The following is a 16,334-nucleotide window of genomic DNA, read 5'->3' on the forward strand; positions in this document are numbered from 1 at the left end:
TTCGACATGACCGACATCGAAGTAACCGACGAAACCATCATCGAAGCGACGGATGACACGGCGCCCGAACAGCCGGGCGACCTCAGCCGCCCGCAGAAACGCTTGTTGAAGCGCCTCTACAACGCCCGCACCGTACCGGTCGTCGCCGACGAACGCCAGTTCATCAGCTACCGGGAGGCGGTACGCTATCTGCTGTCCCTGGACGAGGAAGCCCGCGAATCCGCCTATGCGCAGATGAAGGCGCATGTGCGGGACAAGGTCCGCTAAGGGCGTGCCCCTGTCAGAACCTAACCACCTACATCCGTTCGTTTCGAGCGCAGTCGAGAAACCATGCACAGCGCTGGCCGCCTCTCGACTTCGCTCGAAGCGAACGGATTGAAATTCCGGGTTGCCGGACAATGGCAGACGTCAGTTCCCATAACTACGCACTCGCGCTGGGATCGAACCGACCGCTATCCGCCAGCCTGACCCCCGCGCGCCTGCTACAGGCCGCCACCGCGCTGATCGGCGAACAAGCCCGCATACTGCGCCTGTCCCCCACTTTCTCCACGCCGCCACTCGGCCCATCGACACGCCGCTTTGCCAATGGCGCATTGCTGGTGCAAAGCGCCCTGCCCCCACCCGCCATGCTCGCCTTCCTCCAGAGCATCGAAAACCAGCTAGGTCGCCGCCGCTATCGCCGATGGGGCGCGCGCAGCGTCGATATCGACATCATCCTGTGGTCGGGCGGCCCGTGGGCCAGTCGCACGCTCACCATTCCGCATCCCGCCTGGCATGCCCGCGACTTCGTCCTGACCCCGTTGCTATGTGTCGCACCCGACTGGCGCGACCCGAAATCGGGTCATTCCGTCCGCCATCTGCATGCCCGCCTGAAAAAAGCCGCACGCCAAGGTTGACCATCCGGCCCGTCGCCTTTAGGGCGACCTCCACCGCTTAGGGGGTCCATAGCTCAGTCGGTAGAGCAACTGACTTTTAATCAGTAGGTCACTGGTTCGAACCCAGTTGGACTCACCATCTCCTGTCATTGGCGTCTCGCCGTCGCTGCGTTAAAGGCGGACGGAACTGGAGAACGCCCGATGACCAGCATAATTTCGACGCGCCCCTTGTATCAGGGATGGCTCAATCTGCTGCTGGTCGCGATGCGCGCGCCCAATGGTGAGCATTTCGAACGCCATGTCGTCGAAATGCGCCGCGCCGTCGTAGTCCTCCCCTATGATCCCGATCGCCGCGTCGCGCTGGTCGTATCCATGCCGCGTACGCCGATCATGCTGGCGGGCCTCCCCGATTTCCTGGAGCCGATCGCCGGCATATTGGAAGATGAACCGGACGACTGCGCCCGGCGCGAGGCGCTGGAGGAAGCGGGCGTGCGCCTGGGCGAACTGACCCATCTCGGTCAGATCTGGAGCATCCCCACCGTCGTGACCGAGAAGATCGACTATTTCCTCGCCGAATATCGCGCCGAAGACAGGATCGCAGCAGGCGGCGGCTTGGACGAGGAGCAGGAACATATCAGCGTCCACGAACTGCCACTCGACGAGCTATGGACGCTGTTTGCCGACAAGAAGATCGGCGATGGCAAGCTCGCGATCACGCTGATGGCGTTGCGGCTGCGGCGGCCCGACCTGTTCAGCGTTCCGGTCGGCTAATCCGCACCGATCGCGCATCCACCGCCACCTCGCCTTCGGGCAAATGAAACCGGCATGGCTCGTCCGCGCCATTGACGCAGATCGCCAGCCCGCTTGCCCGATAGCGCATCGCCAGCCGGCGGCGGCCCGGATCTTCCCACTGGCCGACCGTCAATCCCTGCCCGTCCTCATCCAGCCATTCCACATCGGCGTCGGACAGCAAGTCCACGGCCATCAAATCCGCCGCCCCCGCCCGGATCGCCGCCAGCGTAAAACTCTGCGCCTCCAGCGCCCGATCACGGCCCACCCAGTCGATCCAGCCGATTACTCCATCCTGCGCATAGGCATTGTTATTGCCCTGCTGGCTGCGCCCAAACTCGTCGCCGGCGGTCAGCATGATCGTGCCGCGCGACGCGAACAGGGTGGCGAGCAGCGCTTCCCGATCCCGCCGCCGCGCCGCGTCCACCGCGGGGTCGTCGCTCGGTCCTTCGACGCCATTATTCCAGCTGAAATTCTCACCATGGCCATCGCGATTCTGTTCGCCATTGGCTTCATTATGCCGCTGCTCATAGGCCGTCAGATCGGCCAGCGTGAAACCGTCATGTGCGGCGAGGAAATTCACGCTGCGGGTCCGCCCGCCACCGAAAATATCCGACGATCCCGCCAGCCGCGTGGCCAGCGCCCCCAGCGTCCCCGCATCGCCACGCCAGAAACGCCGCATATCGTCGCGATAGCGGTCGTTCCATTCCAGCCAGCCGTCACCAAATCGCCCCAGTTGATAACCGCCAGGGCCAATATCCCATGGCTCGGCGATCATCACCCGGTCCGCCAGCACCGGATCGGCGCGAATCTCCTGCAACAAAGGCGAGTCTGGATCGAACCCATCCGCCATCCGCCCCAGCGCCGGGCCAAGGTCGAAGCGGAAGCCATCGACGCCGGCCTGAGTGACGAAATGCCGCAACGAATCGAGAATCAACCGCCGCGCGATAGGCGCGTTGCAGGCGATGCTGTTGCCCGTCCCGGTATCGTTGATCAGGCCGCCATCGGCCGCGTGCCGGAAATAGCCGCACGCATCCAACCCGCGCAGCGACAAAGTCGGCCCCTGCGCGTCGCTTTCCCCGTCATGATTATAGACCATGTCCAGGATGACGCCGATGCCCGCGTCATGCAGCGCTGCCACAGCCTCCCGCAACTCCGCCATGCCGCCGGGCGCCAGTCGCGGGTCGATGGCAAAATAGCTGACCGGATTATAGCCCCAGGCGTTGGTCAGCCCCAGCGGCCCCAGATGCCGCTCGTCGATCCAGGCGTTGATCGGCATCAGCTCGATCGCCGACACATGCAGCTTTTGCAGATGCGCGATCACCGCCGGATGGGCGAGCGCGGCGATCGTGCCCCGCTGCGCCTCCGGCACGTCCGGGTGCAGCATGGTAAAGCCCCGAACCTGCACTTCGTAGATCAGCCCGCCCGGCGTAAAGCGCGGCGGTTCGGGCGCAACCGTCGGCAACCCCGCCGTCACCACGCCCTTTGGCATCAACGGCGCCGTATCGCCGCCTTCCCCGCGCGGCGCGGCCAGAGCGGCGTCATACACGAACGCCCGGTCGATCGCCTGCGCATAGGGATCGAGCAGCAGCTTGTCGGGATCGAACCACAGACCCGCGCCCGGATCATAGGGGCCATCGGCGCGAAACCCGTATCGCGCGCCCTCTCCCACACCCGCCGCCTCGCCATGCCAGCAGCCATCGGCATCGCGCAGCATCGGCAATCGCACTTCCCGGTCCGCGTCATCGAATAGGCATAGCCACAGCTGCGCCGCATCGGGCGACCAGACCGAAAAGCGGGTGCCGTCCGCGCCGATCACCGGTCCCAATGTCACGCCGCCTCCGCGATCAACGACCGGTAGAGATCGGCATAGCGCGCGGCACTCTGCGTCCAGCTGAAATCGGCGCGCATGCCCGCCCGCTGCATCGCCTCCCATAGCGGCTTGTCGGCATGCAGCGCCGCCAGCCGGTTGATCGCCCCATGCAAAGCCGCCGCAGCGTCCGGCGCGAAGACGATGCCCGTCGCTGCGCCCGCGCCGATCGCGGCCTCATTGGCGTCGATCACCGTATCGGCCAGCCCGCCGACCCGCGCCACCACCGGCACGCAGCCATAGCGCAGCGCATAAAGCTGGGTCAGTCCGCACGGTTCGAATCGCGACGGGATCAGGATCGCGTCGCCGCCCGCCTGCATCAGGTGCGACAGCGGCTCGTCATAGCCGATCTGCACGCCGATCCGCCCGCGATGCCGATCCGCCGCGCCCAGCAACGCGCCTTCCAGCACATGGTCGCCCGATCCCAGCACGGCGAGCTTACCGCCCAGCGCGACCAGATGCTCGGCCGCGTCGATCATCAGGTCCATGCCCTTCTGCCAGGTCAGGCGGCTGACGATGATGCAGAGCGGCGCATCGTCATGATCCAGCCCGAACCGGTCCTCCAGCGCATGGCGATTGGCCGCCCGCTTGCCGAGCCCCCGCGCGCCATAGGCTTTGGGGATCAGCGCGTCGGCCACCGGATTCCATATATCGGTATCGACGCCGTTCAATATGCCATGCAGCCGGTCGACCCGTCCGTTGATCAGGCCGTCCAGCCCCATGCCATGGACCGGCGACCGGATTTCCTGCGCGTAACTGGGGCTGACCGTGGTGATCGCATCGGCCGACACCAGCCCCGCCTTCAGAAAGCCGGTGCCGCCATAATATTCGACGCCATCGACGCCCCAGGCTTCGGGTGGCAGGCCAAGGTTCGGAAAGATGTCCGCCGCGAACCGCCCCTGAAAGGCGAGATTGTGGATCGTCACCAGCTTGGGCACATGGGCCGCCGGGCCGAAGCGCATATAGGCCGCGGTCATCGCCGCCTGCCAGTCATGGACATGGACGACATCGGGCCGCCAGCCCTTCAACACGCCCTCCGCTACGTCCGCTCCCGCACGCGAGAGCGCCGCGAAGCGCCGCCAATTGTCGGGCCAGTCATTACCACCATGATCACCATAGGGGCCGCCTTCCCGCGCGAAGAAGCCGGGCGCGTCCAGCACCAGCAGGTCCAGCCCCTCGACCTGCGCCGCCAGCAGGCTGGCCGCCGCGCCGAACAGGTCGGGGTAGCGATGCACGATCTTGATCTTGCCCAGCTTCGCCATGACCGCCGGGTAACCGGGCACCAATGTTCGCACAGACACACCCTGCCCCACCAGCGCCCCGGGCAGCGCGCCGACGACATCGGCCAGTCCGCCGGTCTTGATGAGGGGGTAGATTTCGGATGCAACCGACATCAGCTTGATCGTCATGGCGTCGCTCAAGCCGCCAGCCGGTCGATCATCGCCTGCGTCACCAGGCAAATGCCGCTTTCGGTCCTGCGGAAACGCTGCGCATCGAATACCGGATCTTCCCCGATGATCAGGCCGGGCGGGATGAGTATCCCCGAATCCACCACGCATTTGTGCAGCCGCGCCCCGCGCCCGATCTCGCAACCGGGCATGATGACGCTGTCCGTCACCGACGAAAAACTATGCGTCCGCACGCCCGAAAAAAGCAGGCTGCGATCCAGCGATGAGCCGGAAACGATGCACCCGCCCGCCACCAGCGAGGATGTGGCCGACCCGCGCCGGCCATCCTCATTATGCACGAACTTGGCCGGCGGCGTGACCTCCGAATAGGTCCAGAGTGGCCAGCTGCGGTCGTACAGGTCCAGGCTGGGCACCACATCGGTCAGGTCGATGCTCGCCTGCCAATAGGCGTCGATCGTGCCGACGTCACGCCAATAGGGGACCAGCTCGCTTTCGGCCCGCACGCAGCTGCTGGAAAAGCGATGCGCCACCGCTTTGCCATGCTTGACGATATGGGGGATGATGTCGCCACCGAAATCGCGCTTGCTGGCCGGATCGTCGGCGTCGCGCCGCAATTGCTCGATCAGAAAGCGGGTGCGAAAAACATAGATGCCCATCGATGCCAGCGCCATGTCCGGCTGCCCCGGAATGCCGGGCGGGTTTTTGGGCTTTTCGATGAAGGCGGTGATGACGTCCGCTTCATCCACATGCATCACGCCGAAACCCACCGCCTCCATGCGCGGCACTTCCAGACAGCCGACGGTGACGTCCGCGCCACTATCGACATGCTGCTGGAGCATCAGCTCATAGTCCATCTTATAGACATGATCGCCAGCCAAAATGACCATATATTCGGGCGCATAAGCCTCGATAATGTCGATATTCTGGTACACCGCGTCGGCCGTACCCTCATACCACTGGCTTTCCGATATGCGCTGGCTGGCGGGCAATATATCGAAACTCTCATTGCGTTCGGGGCGCAGGAAGTTCCAGCCGCGTTGCAAATGGCGGATCAGCGAATGGGCCTTATATTGCGTCGCGACCCCGATGCGGCGGATGCCGCTGTTGAGCGCATTGGACAGGGCAAAGTCGATGATCCGTGCCTTGCCGCCGAAATGCACGGCCGGCTTGGCGCGCCGGTCGGTCAATTCCGCCAGCCGACTGCCGCGACCACCGGCCAGGACATAGGCCATGGCGTCACGCGCGATCGGCTGATATTTGCTCTGCATAGGGCCTCTCCTCATCCTGCCCGCGACTGCCTGCACGCGCCGTCGGTGTTCAATAATCCAGTTCCAGCATCAAGGTTGCGAAGGGCGGAATGGTGATGTTCGCCCATCCTTCCTCATCGGCTTCCACCTGCCCCATATTGCCCGCGCCGCTGCCGCCATAATCGGCCGCGTCGCTGTTCAATATCTCGCGCCACAATCCGCCGGACGGCAACCGCATCCGATAGCCATGGCGCAGCACCGGCGTAAAATGGCTGATGATGACGATCGGCCGGACACCCGGCGCACGCCGTTGCCAGGCGAAGACGGAGTCCGCCGCGCCATCCACCAGCACCCATTCGAACCCCTCCGCCTCGCAATCGCGCGCATGCAACGCCGGGCGGGATCGGTAGAGATGGTTGAGATCGCCCACCAGCCGCTGCACGCCCAGATGCGGCCCATGGTCCAGCAGATCCCAGTCGAGCGCGCGATCCTCGCTCCATTCGCTGCGCTGGGCGAACTCCTGCCCCATGAACAGCAGCTTCTTGCCGGGATAGCCCCACATGAAGGCATAATAGGCCCGCAGGGTCGCGAATTTCTGCCAGTCGTCGCCGGCCATCTTGTGCAGCATGGACGCCTTGCCATGCACCACCTCGTCATGGCTCAATGCCAGCACGAAATTCTCGGTAAAGGCGTAGAGCAGGCCGAAGGTGATGTCGTCATGATGATGGGCGCGATGCACGGCATCACGCTGCAAATAGCGCAGCGTGTCGTGCATGAAGCCCATATTCCATTTAAAGCCGAAGCCCAGCCCGCCGGTATCCACAGGCTGCGACACGCCGGGCCAGCTGGTCGATTCCTCGGCAATGGTCATGATGCCGGGATGCGCGCCATAGAGCGCCTTGTTCATCTGCTGGAGGAAGGCGACCGCCTCCACATTTTCCCGGCCGCCATGGTCGTTGGGTATCCATTCGCCCGGCGCACGCGAATAATCGAGATAGAGCATCGAGGCGACGGCATCGACCCGCAGGCCATCGACATGATAGCGTTCGGCCCAGAACAGCGCATTGTTGACCAGATATTGCGCCACTTCGCGCCGACCGAAATTATAGATGGCCGTGTTCCAGTCGGGGTGGAAACCCTTGCGCGGGTCGGCATGTTCGTACAGCGCGGTGCCGTCGAAATGGGCCAACCCATGTTCATCGGTCGGAAAATGGGCCGGCACCCAGTCGAGCAGAATGCCGATCCCCGCCCGATGTGCGCCATCGACGAAACGCGCAAACCCATCCGGGTCGCCAAAGCGCGCGGTCGGCGCATAAAGGCCGAGCGTCTGGTACCCCCAGCTGGGATCATAGGGAAATTCGCTGATCGGCAGAAATTCGATATGGGTAAAGCCCATGCCCGCCACATAGGGGATCAGCCGATCGGCCAGTTGATCCCAGCTCAGGAAATCGCCCTGCTCGTTCCGCTGCCATGACCCGGCATGGACTTCGTAGATCGTTATTGGCTGGCGCCGCGCGTCGGCCGTGCGCCAATGATCGCGATGGCGGTCGTCGCCCCATATATGGTCCGCCGGCGCCGCGACGATGGAGGCCGTGGACGGGCGCAACTCCGCCGCAAAGGCGAAGGGATCGGCCTTGAGCGGCAATAGCACGCCGTCCGCGCCGACAATCTCATATTTATAGGCGCTGCCCGGACCGACCTCGGGCAGGAAAATCTCCCACAGGCCCGCGTCCGCGCGGTGGCGCATCAGCGAGCGCCGCCCATCCCATCGGTTGAAGTCGCCGACCACCGACACCCGCAAAGCATTGGGTGCCCAGACCGCGAAATGCGTGCCGGTCACGCCTTCATGGGTGATGACATGCGCGCCCAGCTTGTCGAACAGCCGGCCATGCGATCCTTCGGCCAGATAATGATCGTCCATCGGCCCCAGCACCGGTCCGAACCCATAGGGATCGACCAGCGCATAGCTGCCGCCATCGCCATAGGTCGCGACATAGCGGAGCGGCTGACGCTTTTTGACTGCGACCTTGCCGAAAAACAGCCCGTCGCCATGGACCTGCTCCAGCATACCCACGCTCTTGCCGTCCAGCGTCTGCGCCTCCACGCCTACTGCCTCGGGTAACAGAACGCAGGCGGTGAAGCCCTTTTCCACCGGATGGACGCCAAGCGCGGCGAAGGGATCGTCGTCCAGCCCGTTGATCAATCGGTCGATCTGTTCGGGCTTCAACGCCATCCTATCCCTTCATCCTCATCATGGTGCGATCTTCCAAATGTCGGCCGCATATTCGCGGATCGTGCGGTCGGATGAGAACCATCCCATCCGCGCGACATTATGGATCGCCTTCTTCGCCCACAACGCCTGATCCGACCATAAAGTATCGACCCGGCGCTGCGCGGCGGAATAGCTGTCGAAATCGGCCGCGAGCATGAACCAGTCATGGTCGTAAATGCCCTGCACCAGCCCTTTGTACCGATCCGGATCGTCGGGGGAAAAGACGCCGCTGGCAATGGCATCCAGCGCCTGTCCCAACTCCCGGCTCTGGCCGATGACATCGCGCGGCACATAGCCCTGCGCGCGCCGCTCGTTCACTTCCTGCGCGGTCAGGCCGAAGATGATGATATTATCATCCCCCACATGGTCGCGCATTTCGACATTGGCGCCGTCCAGCGTGCCGATGGTCAGCGCGCCATTGACCGCGAACTTCATGTTGCCGGTGCCGGACGCTTCCATGCCCGCCGTCGAAATCTGTTCGGACAGGTCGGCGGCCGGGATCATCACTTCCGCCATGGAAACATTGTAATTGGGCACGAATTGCAGTTTCAGCAGGCCCTGTACCGCCGGATCATGATTGACCGCGCGGGCGACGTCGCCCGCCAGTTTGATGATCAGCTTGGCATTATGATAGCTGGGCGCCGCCTTGCCCCCGAACAGCTTCACGCGCGGCACCCAGTCCTTTTCCGGGTGCGACCGGATCTGGTCGTAGAGCGACACCGCCTCCACGATATTGAGCAACTGCCGCTTATATTCGTGGATGCGCTTGATCTGGATGTCGAACAAAGCCGCCGGGTCGATCCGCGCATTGATCCGCTTGCGCAGCAGGTTCGCCAGCTCCACCTTGTTTGCGCTTTTGACGGCCAGGAATTTCTCCTGGAACGCACTGTCGTCGGCAAAAGCATCCAGATCGCGCAGCGCCTCCGCATCGTCCAGAAACTTGTCGCCGATCGCTTCGCGGATCAGGCCGGTCAGCCCCGGATTGCACTGCATCAACCAGCGGCGGAAGGTGACGCCATTGGTCTTGTTGTTGATCCGCGTGGGATAGAGTTTGTGCAGGTCGGCAAAGACCGTAACCTTCATCAGGTCGGTGTGCAGCGCCGACACGCCATTGACGCTATGCGACCCGGCAAAGGCCAGATTGCCCATCCGCACGCGCCGCTCGCCACCTTCGTCGATCAGCGAAATCGCGCCGATCGCGCCATCGTCGAAATGACCGGACCCATCCTCTTTTTTAAGGCGGCGCGCTTCTCCCAGCAATTTGCTGTTGATCGCATAGACGATCTGCATGTGCCGGGGCAGCAACCGCTCGAACAGAGGCACTGGCCAGCTTTCCAGAGCCTCGGGCAGCAGCGTGTGATTGGTGTAGCTGAAGGTCCGCCGGGTGATGTCCCACGCCGCGCCGAAATCGATCCCATGATCGTCCAGCAATATGCGCATCAATTCTGCCACGGCGACCGCCGGATGGGTATCGTTCAGCTGGATCGCCGCCTTGTCCGCCAGCGTTTCGATACTGCCGAAATATTGGATGTGCCGCCGCACGATGTCCTGCAACGATGCGGACGAGAAGAAATATTCCTGCCGCAACCGTAACTCCTGCCCGGCGGGCGACGAGTCGGCGGGATAGAGCACCCGCGTCAGCGCCTCGGCCCGGTTGCTTTCGGACAGCGCGCCGATGTGATCGCCCGCATTGAACTTGTCGAGCAGGATCGGGTCGATCGGCTGCGCTTCCCACAGGCGCAGCGTGTTGATCCGCTTGCCGCGCCAGCCCGCGATCGGCGTGTCATAGGGGGTTGCGATCACGCGTTCGGCGGGCCGCCAGCGCATCTGATGGGCCCCGGCATCCTCACCCTCGGCCGGATCGACACGGCCGCTGAAGCCGATTTCGTAACTCGCCTCGCGCCGTTCGAACTCCCACGGATTGCCGTGCGCCAGCCAGTTTTCGGGCAATTCGACCTGCCAGCCGTCGCTGATTTCCTGTCGGAACATGCCGTTGACGTATCGGATGCCATAGCCATAGGCCGGCACGTCCACCGTCGCCATGCTCTCCATGAAGCAGGCGGCCAGCCGACCCAGACCGCCATTGCCCAGCGCCGCATCCGGCTCCAGCGCGGCGATGATGTCGATATCCACGCCCAGCGACGCCAATGCCGCCTGCATATCGTCCAGCATTTCCATGTTGGACGCGGCATCGCGCATCAGCCGACCGATCAGGAATTCCAGGCTCAGATAATAGACCCGCCGCCCTTCTTCCTCATAGGTTTTCTGGGTGGAGGTGATCCAGGCGTCGATCACGCGGTCGCGAATGGCCAGGATCACCGCATGCAGCCAGTCGTGCGGCTTGGCGGCGGCGGCATTCTTGCCGATGCGATAGGTCAGCCGCTCGACAATCTCATGCGCCAGGACTTCCGGATCGACCTGACGGGGTGCAGGCTTGGGAAGTTTCGTCTGGCCCTTGAGAGTCATCGCGCAATCCCCCTGATGAGTCACCGCGGATGATGGCACAGCGCTCCGCGCCACGCCATGCCATTTTTGCGGTGCAGCAATAACTTACCGCACCCGATTTCGATCCGTTCAGGCCGTACGTCGCATCATGATCGCGTCCGCCACCCCGGCGCGCAATTGCGCCCGCACCGGATAGGTGCCGGACGGCAGATGCTGGGTCATGAACAGGCCGATCAACCGCTCGACCGGGTCGATCCAGAAATAGGTCGAAAAGACGCCGCCCCAATAATATTCGTGGGTTTGGAGGCCCATGGCGAAACCCAGCCCGAAGCCGACGCCCTGATAATCCGCCTCGCTGAACATCGCGCTCGACATGCTGGACAGGTCGCCGCCGCCCGGCAACTGGTTGCTGCGCATCTGATCGACCGTCTCCGTCGTCAGCAGCCGCACGCCGTCCAGTTCCCCGCCGCGCAGCAGCATGCGCGCGAAGCGATGATAGTCCGCTACCGAAGACACCAGCCCGCCACCGCCGGAGAGGAAACGCCCGGTCCGCCGCCAGCCGCTGCGCGCGCCGAGATCGGCCACGCTGATGCCGCCGCCCTCGTCCAGTCGCCAGGCGTCGGTCATGCGATGCGCCTTATCGTCCGGCAGCATGAAGGTCGTGTCGACCATGCCCAGCGGATCGAGAATGCGGGACCGAAAATATGTCTCCAGATCCAGCCCGCTCAGCCGCTCCACCACGACGCCCAGCACATCGGTCGACACCGAATAATTCCACTTGTCGCCCGGCGAAAATTCCAGCGGCAGCGTGGCCAGATCGGCGATGAACCGGTCGGACGTCCGCGGCTGCTGAAATTCGTCCAGGCCCAGCTTGCGATAGCGCGCGTCGATCGGCGTCTGGCGCTGCAAACCATAGGTCAGCCCTGACGTATGGCGCAGCAGGTCGATCATCAGCATCGGTCGTTTAGGCTTGGCCCGGTTGGCCTGCCCCACCCGCAGATCGGCAAATTCGGGGATGATATCGGCCACCGGCGTATCCAGCGCGACCTTGCCCGCCTCCACCAGCATCATGAAAGCGACGGAGGTGATCGGCTTGGTCATCGATGCGATGCGATAGAGCGCGTCCGCCTGCAACACCTCTCCGCTCGCCCGCGCCTGCCCGCGCACCACCGACAGCAGCACCTGCTCATCGCGCGACAATAGCAATTGCATATGGGGCAACTTGCCGCTGGCCAGATAGGTGCGATCGAGATGATCGACCAGCGCGCCCAGTCGATCCGGGTCCATCCCCGCCGCCGAAGCCGCCTTGCCGTCGATTCCGTCCACCATGCCGCCTGCCATTCCCGTGTCGCCCCCTCCCCGCTAACGCAGCGGGCCGGGCGCGTAAACAGCTTGGCCGTTGCCAAGACCCCGTCCGCCCCTCTATGGCAACGCGCCAGAACAGCATAACTGGACCACCACAGGCATGGCCACCGGCCTCTCCGCTATCTTCATGGCCAACCGCCCCGCCTTGCTGCGTTTCCTGCGCGCGCGCGGCGCGGGGGACGATGCCGAAGATTTGTTGCAGGATATGTGGATGAAGCTGGAGGCCAAGGATCTTGGCCCGGTTTCCGATCCGCTGCCCTATCTTTATCGCATGGCGAACAATCTGATGCTGGACCGCTATCGGTCCGCCACGCGGCGCGAACGGCGCGAACAGGATTGGGCCGAGGGTGCGGGCGGCGTGATGGCCGACCCGAACGAAGATATCGCCGTCGACGATCGCATGGTCCTGAACGAGCAGTTGAACGAGGCGCGCGCCGTGCTGCGCGATCTTGGCCCGCGCGTCGAACTGGTGTTCCGACTCTTTCGGATCGAGGGGGTGGGCCAGCGGGTCATTGCCGATGAGCTGGGCGTCAGTCTGACCACGGTGGAGAAGGATCTGCAAAAGGCCTATCGGGCCATGCTGACGCTCAAACAGAAAATGGATACGGAATGAGCGGGTCGGCGGCGTCCTGTCTCGCAAGGGGCAAAAAATGAACGGGGCTGAAGCCATGATCAACGAGGAGGCGCTGGGTTGGGTCATCCAAACCCGCGATCCGGCATTTAGCGACTGGGACGGCTTCACCGCATGGCTGGAGGCGGACCCTGCGCATGCGTCCGCCTATGACGCGCTGATGCTGGCGGACAGCGAGTTGGACAGCCTCGTGCCGCCCGAACCCGTCGCCATGCCACCCATCGCCGCCAACGATCCGGGTGTCCGCGCGCGTCATCCGCTGCGCTGGATCGGCGGCGGTGCGGTCGCGGCGGCCCTCGTTGCGGCTGTCTCACTCGGTGTCGCAAACCGCAGTGACATCTACAGCGTCACCACCCGGCCCGGCGAAACCCGCCTCATCGCGCTGGACGACGGCACGAAGGTAGAGCTGAACGGCGGCACCACCATGCGCTTCGATCGCAAGGATGCCCGCTTCGCTGCGCTGGACGCGGGCGAGGCCGCCTTCACCGTACGCCATGATGCCGCCAATCCCTTCCGCGTGACCGTGGGCGACGCGGTGTTCGAAGATGCCGGCACCGTCTTCAACATCGTGCACACCGACGCCGCGACCCGCATCGGCGTGTCGGAGGGCAAGGTGATCTACAATCCGCAGGCCGAAGCGATCGCCCTGCCCGCCGGCCGCGCGCTGGCCGACGATGCGCAGGGCCTGCGCGTCATGGACATCGCCCCCGCCGCCGTCGCCAGCTGGCGTCAGGGGCAACTGGTCTACAGCAACGCGCCCGTCACGCAGGTAGCCGAAGACGCCGCCCGTTCGCTGGGCCTGACCGTGCAGTTCACGCCGCAGGTGCAGGGGATGCGCTTTACCGGCACGCTGCGGCTGGACCGCGATCCTGAGCGCTTCTTTGCGCAGGCCGCGCCGCTGATGGGCTTGTCTGCCGTGCGTCAGGGGGACGCATGGCTGTTGAAGGAGGGAAATGGGCCGCAGAACTAGCCTTCTGATCGTCACCACGCCCCTCTTCGCGATCGCCGCAGCGACAGCAACGCCCGCTCTAGGGGCGGACAGACAGGATATCAGCATCGCCCCCGGCAGGCTCGGGGACGCGGCGATAGCGCTCGGCCGTCAGACCGGTGCCAGCATCGGCATGTCGGACCAGTCGCTCGCCAGCCTGCGCACCCCCGCTATTCAGGGCCGGATGAGCGCAGAATCTGCGCTGCGCATATTGCTCAAAGGCAGCGGCGCCAAGGCACAACGCATCGGCGCCAATGGCTGGCGCATCGTTCGCGCCAAATCCCCGCCCCCGCCATCGGCCGCCCCCGCGCCGATCCAGGCCGCCCCGCTGGCCGATCAGCCGCCCGCCGAAATCATCGTTACCGCTTCCAAGCGCGACACGCCGCTTCCCCGCTACGCCGGGATGGTCGAAGCGCTGGACAGCAGCCTGTTCACCTCGGGCGAGGCATCGGGCGGGACCGCTACCTTGCTGGCGCGGGTGGCGAGCCTCAGCTCCACCCATGCCGGCACCGGCCGCAACAAGCTGTTCATCCGCGCCATCGCGGATTCGGGTGTCGCCGGGCCGACCCAGGCGACCACCGGCCAATATCTGGGCGACATGCGGCTGAACTATGCCGCGCCCGACCCCGACCTCAAACTCTACGACGTCGGCCGGGTCGAGGTGCTGGAAGGGCCGCAGGGCACGTTGTACGGCGCCGGGTCGCTGGGCGGTATCATCCGCCTGATGCCCAACGCCCCCAACCTTGCCGAATATGGCGGGCAGATGTCGGCCGGCCTGTCCGCCACCCAGCATGGCGATCCGGGCGGCGACCTGTCCGCCACGCTCAACATCCCCATCGTCTCGGAGAAGCTGGCGCTGCGCGTCGTGAGCTATGGCGTGCAGGACGGCGGCTATATCGACGACGTCAATCGCGGCAAGGACGACGTCAACCGGGTGCGTACCTATGGCGGCCGCGCCGCGCTGCGCTTCGCCCCCGGTGACGGCTGGATCATCGACCTGAACGGCGTCTACCAGCATATCGACGGCGACGACGCCCAATATGCCAGCCGGTCGGTCGGCCGACTGCAACGCGCCTCCGCCGTCGCTCAGCCCTATTATTCCGACTATCTGCTGGCCAATCTGCGGATCGAAAAACAGTGGGACAGCCTGCGCTTCGTCTCCTCCACCGGCTACGTCCGCCACATATTGGCCGAAAGCTACGACGCGACCCAGCCCAATGGCCCGCCTGCCCTGTTCCGCCAGCGCAACCGGGTCGACATCTTCTCGACCGAAAACCGGCTGGTGCGCGACCTGGACAATGGGCTGGGTTGGATATTGGGCGCCTCCTATCTGCAAAGCACGTCCGACCTCCATCGCTCGCTCACCTCCTTCGGCACGGCCGAAGTCCAGCCCGCCATCATTCCCGGCGTCCCCATGTACGGCCGGGGCATGGCCGCGGCGGCGACTGGCGTGCAAAATATGGTCAATGAAGCGACGATGTTCGGCGAAGCCTCCTTCGAACCGGTCAAGGGGCTGATCGCGACCGTCGGCGGCCGCCTGACCAACAGCCGCCTGTCGGGCGAAGCGCTCGATCCAGTGGCCGCTTTGTCCTTCAGCGAACTGGCGCGGGCGGAGGCGCAGGCCGACCGCAGCGAAACCATCTTCCTGCCATCGGCCTCGCTGCTGACCGACGCCATCCCCGGCCTCACCCTCTATGCCCGTTTCCAGCAGGGCTTCCGCCCCGGCGGGCTGGCGGTGGATGACCAACGGGTACGCCGTTACCAGAATGATCGCGCGTCCACCGTGGAGGTGGGCGCGCGCAAGGGCGTGCCGGGCCGCGACCTCTTCGCCGCCAGCGCCAACATCGCCTATACCGACTGGCGCAATATCCAGGCCGACGTCACCGACCGGATTGGCCTGCCCACCACCGCCAATATCGGCGACGGGCGCATCTACACGGTCGAAGGGCGCATCGTCGTGCGACCGTTGCGGCAACTCACGCTCGACGGCAGCGCCATCTATAATGACAGTCGCCTGACCCAGCCGACCGATTTCGTGCGCATGCTATCTTATGAAGGGCGCTCGCTCAGCCTGCCCAATGTCGCCAATCTGAGCGGGCGGCTGGCGTTCGATTATCGCACGACCATCGGCGACGACATGCGCTTCAACCTGTCCGGCTCGGCCCGCTATGTCGGCAAGTCGCGCCTGGGCGTCGGGCCGATATTGGGCCAGACGCAGGGCGATTATGTCGATACCAGCCTGTCCGCCGGCCTGACCCGCGGGGCCGTGCAATATTCGCTCTCGCTCACCAACCTGCTGGATAGCAACGGCAACCGCTTCTCGCTCGGCACGCCGTTCGACCTGCGCACCGATTATTATACCCCGCTGCGCCCCCGCACCGTGCGCATCGGCCTAGATCTCGCTTTCTGAGCATAGCGTCATTCAGCCCACCCTCCTCCGTTC

The 16,334-nt window shown here is 64.5% G+C and carries 12 protein-coding genes and 1 tRNA gene; 7 read left to right on the forward strand and 6 right to left on the reverse strand.

The genetic code is table 11. The features are described 5' to 3' along the window. The first annotated feature begins 6 nt into the window (after positions 1 to 6). The 4 genes from F4U95_RS02560 (at position 7) to F4U95_RS02575 (ending at position 1,646) form a co-directional block, all read left to right on the forward strand. The gene (locus F4U95_RS02560) at positions 7 to 267 is read left to right on the forward strand and encodes a hypothetical protein (protein ID WP_246171472.1); all 261 of its coding nucleotides are present in this window, start codon (positions 7 to 9) and stop codon (positions 265 to 267) included. Between the two features lie 131 nt (positions 268 to 398). Continuing rightward, on the forward strand, positions 399 to 896 hold the full coding sequence (gene folK, locus F4U95_RS02565; RefSeq protein ID WP_150424465.1) for a 2-amino-4-hydroxy-6-hydroxymethyldihydropteridine diphosphokinase: 498 nt from the start codon (positions 399 to 401) through the stop codon (positions 894 to 896). Between the two features lie 42 nt (positions 897 to 938). Beyond that, a tRNA-Lys gene (locus F4U95_RS02570) sits at positions 939 to 1,014 on the forward strand. A 62-nt stretch (positions 1,015 to 1,076) separates the two neighbouring features. Further along, on the forward strand, positions 1,077 to 1,646 hold the full coding sequence (locus tag F4U95_RS02575; RefSeq protein ID WP_150424466.1) for an NUDIX domain-containing protein: 570 nt from the start codon (positions 1,077 to 1,079) through the stop codon (positions 1,644 to 1,646). Here F4U95_RS02575 and glgX read toward each other — a convergent pair. The 6 genes from glgX to F4U95_RS02605 form a co-directional block, all read right to left on the reverse strand. Next, on the reverse strand, positions 1,627 to 3,498 hold the full coding sequence (gene glgX, locus F4U95_RS02580; protein ID WP_246171473.1) for a glycogen debranching protein GlgX: 1,872 nt from the start codon (positions 3,496 to 3,498) through the stop codon (positions 1,627 to 1,629). The two genes, F4U95_RS02575 and glgX, sit on opposite strands and share 20 nt — an antisense overlap. After that, positions 3,495 to 4,943 (reverse strand): glycogen synthase GlgA, encoded by a 1,449-nt coding sequence (gene glgA, locus F4U95_RS02585; RefSeq protein ID WP_150424468.1) that lies wholly within the window; start codon positions 4,941 to 4,943, stop codon positions 3,495 to 3,497. Before glgA ends, glgX begins: the two co-directional genes overlap by 4 nt. Before the next feature lie 8 nt (positions 4,944 to 4,951). Next, a complete protein-coding gene (glgC, locus tag F4U95_RS02590) occupies positions 4,952 to 6,211 on the reverse strand; it encodes a glucose-1-phosphate adenylyltransferase (protein WP_120249717.1) in 1,260 nt (419 codons plus the stop codon). Between the two features lie 49 nt (positions 6,212 to 6,260). Then, entirely contained in the window at positions 6,261 to 8,423 is a 2,163-nt protein-coding gene (glgB, locus tag F4U95_RS02595; protein ID WP_150424469.1) for a 1,4-alpha-glucan branching protein GlgB, read from the reverse strand. A gap of 18 nt (positions 8,424 to 8,441) precedes the next feature. Further along, on the reverse strand, positions 8,442 to 10,928 hold the full coding sequence (locus F4U95_RS02600) for a glycogen/starch/alpha-glucan phosphorylase (protein ID WP_150424470.1): 2,487 nt from the start codon (positions 10,926 to 10,928) through the stop codon (positions 8,442 to 8,444). Positions 10,929 to 11,036: 108 nt separating this feature from the next. Next, the gene (locus F4U95_RS02605; protein ID WP_150424471.1) at positions 11,037 to 12,236 is read right to left on the reverse strand and encodes a serine hydrolase domain-containing protein; all 1,200 of its coding nucleotides are present in this window, start codon (positions 12,234 to 12,236) and stop codon (positions 11,037 to 11,039) included. Positions 12,237 to 12,372: 136 nt separating this feature from the next. On the opposite strand from F4U95_RS02605, the gene F4U95_RS02610 reads away from it, so the two are divergent. The 3 genes from F4U95_RS02610 to F4U95_RS02620 are packed head-to-tail and all read left to right on the forward strand — an operon-like array spanning position 12,373 to position 16,301. After that, positions 12,373 to 12,885, forward strand: a complete 513-nt coding sequence (locus tag F4U95_RS02610; protein WP_150424756.1) for an RNA polymerase sigma factor — start codon at positions 12,373 to 12,375, stop codon at positions 12,883 to 12,885. Positions 12,886 to 12,940: 55 nt separating this feature from the next. Further along, positions 12,941 to 13,873 (forward strand): FecR family protein, encoded by a 933-nt coding sequence (locus F4U95_RS02615; protein ID WP_150424757.1) that lies wholly within the window; start codon positions 12,941 to 12,943, stop codon positions 13,871 to 13,873. After that, positions 13,857 to 16,301, forward strand: a complete 2,445-nt coding sequence (locus F4U95_RS02620; protein ID WP_150424472.1) for a TonB-dependent receptor — start codon at positions 13,857 to 13,859, stop codon at positions 16,299 to 16,301. The genes F4U95_RS02615 and F4U95_RS02620 overlap by 17 nt, the downstream gene beginning before the upstream one ends. Positions 16,302 to 16,334 lie beyond the last annotated feature (33 nt).

This window comes from Sphingobium limneticum (assembly GCF_008710165.1).
In the GTDB taxonomy this organism is placed as follows: domain Bacteria; phylum Pseudomonadota; class Alphaproteobacteria; order Sphingomonadales; family Sphingomonadaceae; genus Sphingobium; species Sphingobium limneticum.

What these genes read in the sequence shown, in the direction of transcription:
- F4U95_RS02620 (WP_150424472.1), top strand. Translation starts at nt 13,857, where the DNA reads ATGGGCCGCAGAACTAGCCTTCTGATCGTCACCACGCCCCTCTTCGCG.
- glgC (WP_120249717.1), bottom strand. Translation starts at nt 6,211, where the DNA reads ATGCAGAGCAAATATCAGCCGATCGCGCGTGACGCCATGGCCTATGTC.
- F4U95_RS02605 (WP_150424471.1), bottom strand. Translation starts at nt 12,236, where the DNA reads ATGGTGGACGGAATCGACGGCAAGGCGGCTTCGGCGGCGGGGATGGAC.
- F4U95_RS02610 (WP_150424756.1), top strand. Translation starts at nt 12,373, where the DNA reads ATGGCCACCGGCCTCTCCGCTATCTTCATGGCCAACCGCCCCGCCTTG.
- F4U95_RS02600 (WP_150424470.1), bottom strand. Translation starts at nt 10,928, where the DNA reads ATGACTCTCAAGGGCCAGACGAAACTTCCCAAGCCTGCACCCCGTCAG.
- F4U95_RS02560 (WP_246171472.1), top strand. Translation starts at nt 7, where the DNA reads ATGACCGACATCGAAGTAACCGACGAAACCATCATCGAAGCGACGGAT.
- F4U95_RS02575 (WP_150424466.1), top strand. Translation starts at nt 1,077, where the DNA reads ATGACCAGCATAATTTCGACGCGCCCCTTGTATCAGGGATGGCTCAAT.
- glgA (WP_150424468.1), bottom strand. Translation starts at nt 4,943, where the DNA reads ATGACGATCAAGCTGATGTCGGTTGCATCCGAAATCTACCCCCTCATC.
- folK (WP_150424465.1), top strand. Translation starts at nt 399, where the DNA reads ATGGCAGACGTCAGTTCCCATAACTACGCACTCGCGCTGGGATCGAAC.
- glgB (WP_150424469.1), bottom strand. Translation starts at nt 8,423, where the DNA reads ATGGCGTTGAAGCCCGAACAGATCGACCGATTGATCAACGGGCTGGAC.
- F4U95_RS02615 (WP_150424757.1), top strand. Translation starts at nt 12,941, where the DNA reads ATGATCAACGAGGAGGCGCTGGGTTGGGTCATCCAAACCCGCGATCCG.